The organism is Lutibacter sp. (assembly GCF_046055765.1).
Classification (GTDB): domain Bacteria; phylum Bacteroidota; class Bacteroidia; order Flavobacteriales; family Flavobacteriaceae; genus Lutibacter.
This window is the reverse complement of the sequence record NZ_JASFZF010000070.1, coordinates 1-6,501: the sequence shown is the minus strand read 5'-3', so window position 1 is coordinate 6,501 and position 6,501 is coordinate 1. Positions and strand designations below refer to the sequence as shown.

7 protein-coding genes are annotated in these 6,501 nt (G+C 28.7%); all 7 read right to left on the bottom strand.

Translation table 11 applies throughout. The annotated features are described in order from the left end of the window. A partial coding sequence (locus QM495_RS07245) for a peptide chain release factor 1 (protein WP_408671445.1) occupies positions 1-692 on the bottom strand: 692 nt, incomplete at its 3' end. 51 nt (positions 693-743) lie between these two features. After that, on the bottom strand, positions 744-1,922 hold the full coding sequence (locus tag QM495_RS07240; RefSeq protein WP_408671444.1) for an AIR synthase related protein: 1,179 nt from the start codon (positions 1,920-1,922) through the stop codon (positions 744-746). Positions 1,923-2,021: 99 nt separating this feature from the next. Further along, complete coding sequence (locus QM495_RS07235; RefSeq protein ID WP_408671443.1) at positions 2,022-3,527, bottom strand: carboxypeptidase regulatory-like domain-containing protein; 1,506 nt, start codon at positions 3,525-3,527, stop codon at positions 2,022-2,024. A gap of 12 nt (positions 3,528-3,539) precedes the next feature. Continuing rightward, positions 3,540-4,904, bottom strand: a complete 1,365-nt coding sequence (locus QM495_RS07230) for a CsgG/HfaB family protein (RefSeq protein WP_408671442.1) — start codon at positions 4,902-4,904, stop codon at positions 3,540-3,542. Positions 4,905-4,959: 55 nt separating this feature from the next. Then, positions 4,960-5,370, bottom strand: coding sequence for a curli assembly protein CsgF (locus tag QM495_RS07225; protein ID WP_408671441.1), 411 nt, complete (start codon positions 5,368-5,370; stop codon positions 4,960-4,962). Between the two features lie 22 nt (positions 5,371-5,392). Beyond that, positions 5,393-6,121, bottom strand: a complete 729-nt coding sequence (csgH, locus tag QM495_RS07220) for a curli-like amyloid fiber formation chaperone CsgH (protein WP_408671440.1) — start codon at positions 6,119-6,121, stop codon at positions 5,393-5,395. A 2-nt stretch (positions 6,122-6,123) separates the two neighbouring features. After that, the coding region (locus tag QM495_RS07215; RefSeq protein ID WP_408671439.1) for a hypothetical protein at positions 6,124-6,501 on the bottom strand (378 nt) is incomplete at its 5' end.

Sequence of the window (6,501 nt, the reverse complement as noted above, 5' to 3'; positions counted from 1 at the left end):
CCAGGTCCTGAAGAACAAAAATAATCTACTCTAATATCGCTCGGTTTTAATTCTATATCAAACTCTTCAGCTTCGGGCAATACCATTACTGTTGCCGCTGATGTATGTACACGACCTTGAGTTTCAGTTTGTGGAACGCGTTGTACACGATGCACACCAGATTCAAATTTCATATCTCCATAAACATCAGTACCTGTAATACTGAAAATAATTTCTTTAAATCCTCCAGAAGTTCCTTCACTAATATCTTCAACTTCAGTTTTCCATCCTTTCTCTGAACAATATTTAGTATACATTCTATACAAATCACCAGCAAAAATACTAGCTTCATCTCCACCTGTACCTGCTCTAATTTCAACAATTACATTTTTGGCATCTTCAGGATCTTTAGGTATCAACATAAATTTTATATCATCCTCTAATTTTGGAATACGATTTGTAGCTTCTTCCAATTCCATTTTAGCCATTTCTGTCATTTCCTCATCAGAGCCATCAGCAATAATTTCTTTAGCTTCTTCAATATTATTCAATAAAGATTTGTATTCCTTAGCAATCTTCATCACTGCGCTTAAATCTTTATATTCTTTATTAATTCTTATATAGCGTTTTTGATCTGTAATAATATCTGGTTGGATAATTAAATCAGAAACTTCATCAAAACGTTGCTTTACTATTCTTAGCTTATCTAACATCTTCTTTTTTTAATTGGATTGCAAATTTACGAATTTTAAACGATATAACTTTTAATAAACAAAAGTTCCAAACTCGCTTTTAATAGTTAATTTTGTAGCTTCTGAAGCTTCTACTCTACCAATAATTTGCGCATCAACATTGAAACTATTAGAAATTTTAATAATATCACTTGCTATTTCAGATGAGACATACAATTCCATTCTATGACCACAATTAAACACTTGATACATTTCTTTCCAATCTGTTTTACTTTGCTCTTGAATTAACTTAAACAATGGCGGAATTTTAAACATTTTATCTTTTATAATATGCAAATTATCTATAAAATGGAGGATTTTTGTTTGTGCTCCGCCACTACAATGTACCATTCCGTGAATATCTTTTGAAGTAATTTTTTTTAGAATTTCTTTAATAATAGGCGCATAAGTTCTTGTTGGAGAAAGTACTAGTTTTCCTGCATTAATAGGAGAATTTTCAATTTCATCAGTTAACTTCACATTACCAGAGTACACTAAATCTTCTGGCACTCCTGCATCAAAGCTTTCAGGATATTTTTCAGCTAAATATTTATGAAATACATCATGACGTGCAGAAGTTAATCCGTTAGATCCCATTCCTCCATTGTATTCTTTTTCGTAAGTTGCTTGTCCAAATGAAGCCAAACCAACAATTATATCGCCTGGTTTAATGTTTGCATTATCAATTACCTTCTCTCTTTTTATACGTGCTGTAACAGTAGAATCCACAATTATTGTCCTAACTAAATCACCAACATCAGCAGTTTCACCTCCTGTTGAATGTATTCCAATTCCAAACTCTTTTAAGTCTTGTAACAGTTCTTCAGTACCATTAATTATTTCAGAAATTACATCTCCTGAAATTAAATTTTTGTTTCGTCCAATTGTTGATGACAATAAAATATTATCTGTTGCTCCAACACAAATTAAGTCATCAATATTCATAATTAGAGCATCTTGGGCAATACCTTTCCAAACAGAAACATCTCCTGTTTCTTTCCAATACATATAAGCTAACGACGATTTTGTTCCGGCTCCATCTGCATGCATTATTAAACAGTATTCTTCATCATTTGTTAAATAATCTGGTACTATTTTACAAAAAGCCTTTGGAAATAATCCTTTATCTACATTTTTTATAGCATTATGCACATCTTCTTTTGAAGCTGAAACACCTCTTTGACTGTATCTTTTACTTATCTCTGAGCTCATAATTACTATAATTTGTATGATGCAAAAGTAATTTTTCTTTTTAAATACTGAAACAAAAAAGCCGAATGAAAATCATTCGGCTTTTAGCTATATTTTTATCTATTCCCAATCTGGCATATATGTATTGACAAATAAACTTGCCCTATCATTCTCTCCAAGTATATCCATTTTATATATTGTTCTTGTTGAAATTCCATCATTTGAAGTATTTACAAAAATAACTTCTGCTTCATTAGGTGAGAATCTTGGGTCTAAATCAACTGTTCCATTATCCTTACCTGCTGAAATATCTGTTGCAGTAGCTAAATCAAAATCATACATAAAAATTCTTGTATCTAGTTGTCTATTATCAGAGTTTTCATATTCTGAAATATCATACGTATACATCAATAATTTATTATCTACCGAAATATTTAAACCTCCAGCGGCACCCAAAACTCCAGATAAAACAGTTGTTAACGTGTTTCCATCTAAATCTATAGTATAAATAGAAACATTATAACCTGTTAAGTCGTTTGTTTTTAAAGCAATCATACTTTCATCATTACTCCAATCACATTCAGTTATATAACTTCCATCAATAGTTTGATAAATTTGTTGTAATCCACTTCCATCTTTATTAATTACATATAATTTATCATAATGTGAATAAATAAGTCTATCTCCATTTGATGACCATGAAAAGTCAATTTCGTTCAAATTATAACTAGCTACAGCTATAGCAGAAGTTACTTGAGAAACATTTGAACCATCTTGATTCATGGTAAATAAATGAGTTTCATTATTAGTTGTTCTTAAAAATGCAATTAAGTTTGAAGCCTGATTTTTTCTTGGTCTCCAACTATTTTGATCTTCGGTAGTTAATTCCACCTCATTTTCTAATGCGCTATCAGTCTCATTGAAGTTAGCAGAATAAATTATATTATTAGTGTTTGTTCCTTTTCTAACATAAAAGAACCTATTATCTGGGTTCATTTTAGTTTTAAAATTACTAACAGAACTTAAAACTTCAGGGTTAATATCATCTGAGGCAGCAATTTGCCAAAAGTACTTAACTCCATATTTTAAATCTGAAATTACGTAAGTACTATCAATAATATTTTCTACCTCGATTATATTATTATCAATATCGTTTTTAATTTCTAATCTATAAGTAATTGGGTCTTCATCTGGATCAGTAGATGACCATGACAATTCTACAGAAAGTTCTTCATTTTCACTTCCATCAATAGGTGTTTTAATAATAGGTGTTGATGGAGGTCTATTTAAAGCATTATCGTCTTCCATTTCGAAGATTACATTCACTTCACTATCTGCAGCAACAGTAGCAGGCTCAAATGTTGTCAAATAATCTTCTTTAGCAACACTTACAGAATAATCACCTTCTTCAATTTCTTCCATGATAAAATAACCATCTACATCAGTAAAAACTGTATTATTTGTAGGTGTTAAAGTTACTTTTGCATTTTCAATTGGGTTAAAGCTCAATGCCTCTACAACTCTTCCTGTAATGGTACCTTTCCCTAAAAAATTTGTTGTTTCTTCACTACAATTTACAAAAAGAGTTAGAAGAAAGATTAGTATAATATTTAAATTTTTTTTCATAATTATATTTTTTTATTCAAACATTACAGGCTTAACACTATTATATGGTTTTCCAATATAAAAATTCAATCCTAATCCAATTTTATAATAGAAGTCATTCCATTTTCCTTGAACTAAGCGATCAATATCATCTGTGAAAAGTAAATTTTGCTCAGCAAAAAGTTTAATTCCTAAATTTTTAATAGGTAAATACTCTATTCCTCCTCCAAACTGGAATTTTAAAGAATCGAAATAGTTTATTTTTTTATTATTAGAAACAGCACCAAAACCTGCATATACAAAAGGTGTTAAATTATCATACGGAAGTATATCATATCCAACATTTATATCTAATGAAAGGAACTGATCTTTAAAATTATTTTTATTTTCTAGTTCAAAATAACTTGCCCCTAAATTTATATTAAATCCTGGTTTTTTAAAATAAAATTTTACGGAACCATTTACTCCTAATTTTTCAGTTGCATCTCCATAATCATTATTAGGGATTATTGCTGCACCTTCCAGGTTTATTGCTACTTTCCCTCTTTTATCTTCCAGTTTTCTATCATATAAAGCTGTAGTTGCAGCTGCTGCTTTTTCTTCAATATATTTCTCTTTTACTAAATCAACAGTAGGCTTCCCTCCCTTTGGTTTCCATAATCCATCAATTATTCCTTCAATAATTAAAAGTTCAACAGCTTTATCAATCGCTTCTTTTACAGCTAGTTGTGCTGGTTCATTTTTTGTAACACCTGTTTCAACTTCTAACAATCGCTGTAATTTAACGTACCTAAATAAATTTGCAGAAATACCTTGAGATAAAATTGTTTTTGAAACATATATATTTTTTAGTATTCTTCCACTAGATGTAGATACAGCTCTTAAATAAATTGTTATCCTATCTTCTCTATATTCCGTAGAACCACCAACACCAAAATATCTAGCACCTGAGCCACCCGTTATTATATTTGAATCATAAGAAACTACTCCACCTTCTAATATAATTCCAGCAAATAATAATGGAGGAATGGAGGTAACTTGATCTTTGTTATTTTTACTATATTCCTGACGAGTTGATCTTATAATTTGTCGTTCATTTAATAAATTCCCAATATTTTCACGTTCAATTGGTGTAAACCACTTAGATTCTTCTAATGATTTTAGTAGAATTGAAGTACCTCCTTGAGTAACCGCAGTACTAAAAGTAGAACCATTAAGAACTGGTTTATATTGACCTGTTTGATCTCTAAATTTATAGACTCCAACGATAGTTTCTTTTAAAGGTGTAATACTATCTATTATACTTTTCTTAGATGTACTTTCACCAATTCTCGCTTTATTTGTTGAAAAAGGTTGATTAAAATACGTTCCACAACTTGTGAAAAATATTAAAATCATAAGAGTAAAATATTTACAATACTTGTTTAAAAACATAGCAATAGGGTTTAGTTTTTTAGTTTGGAATTGTGATTTGAGTTTGTTCACCTGTAGAAGTATCTAAAATATTTACTAGTAATCCTCCACTCGAAGGTGAAATTTCTACAACTAATGAACCAAAAACGAAAGTTCCTTCGGATAGAGATTGATTCCCAAATTGTTGTTGAAATAAATCTTGTGATAAACTATTTAGTAATTGCCTATTTAAGCTTTCTGTAAAATTTTCTAAATCAGTAGCTTGATCGAAACTAAATCCTGAATCTTCTTGAAAACTATTTTGTGCATTTGCAGAAGCTAATAATTGCTGATAATTAAATGTATCTCCACCAAAAAAAGGATTGATAGGCCTATATATTATATCCTGTGAAAATAATAAACTAGGAATACTTAGCAAAAAAATACTTATAATAATTTGTAACTTTCTCATATTTAAAGGTATTAAAATATTTTTATATTCTACTATTCTTAAATAATAATTTTCTTTGCCTCGCATATTGACTTAAATTTTGTAATGTCTGTTTTACAGCACCTTTCAAAAAGTCTTCATCAGGCTTCGTCAAAAATTCATATATTTTACGATCATCAACTTCAATACTAACAATACTACTTCTTCCAAAATAAGGTTTTTCTTTAATTACAATTATAAAAGGATACTGCACCCCAGAAGTACTATAATTTTGATAAAAATAATCATGAAAATCTTTTCCAATTTTTGTAATCACTTCATCAATTACAATTCCTTTTAATGCAAAGTCATCTTCATTTACAATTTTAGCATTTTCTATATTTTGATTTTTTGGAATAATTACTATTGAATCCTTTGATACTAAAATAGCATTTTGTTTAATAAACAGAAACACTTTAATTTCTTCATTTTTTTCTATATTTAATCTTATTTCAGAAACACTTTTACGCTCTTCAGGCTTTAAAGAAAACTCACCAGACTGCCTATTGCTCGTGTAATTACCAGATACACCCTTTTTTAATGCTACTAAATTATATTCTAAATTATTTTTAAAAGTAAGCTCTTCATTTTCAACCAATGCTCTTATAAATATTAAATTATCTTTTTCTGATATATTAATTTTACCAACTACTGTTTCACTTAATTGAGAATAGCTATGTATACAAAAAAGTGATACATAGCAAAAAATAGTATTTAAAAAAAAATACTTCATCTTTAATAATTTTTAATTACCAAAGTTTTGAAATTTGATTTTTGAACAATACTTATATTATTAATTATAGAGTTTTGTCCATAAATTTGAAGAGAATTAGATTCACCTTGTTGCAGAATGTTAAAATTTGAAGGTGAATTGTTATAATAATTTATAAAATTATAATAGTTATTATCCCCTAGTTGTGTAACCGTCTGAGAATCATTAATATTACTCTTAATATCAATTTCATTATTATTCCCTATTTGGTTTAATATAATGAAATTATCTTGTGACTGAAAATTTGATAAAGACGGAGCATTATTTTCTAATAATAAAGCCTCTTTATTTAATTGAAAGTATTGATTAATTATGTAAGTATCTTCATTTGTTTGTTGTGC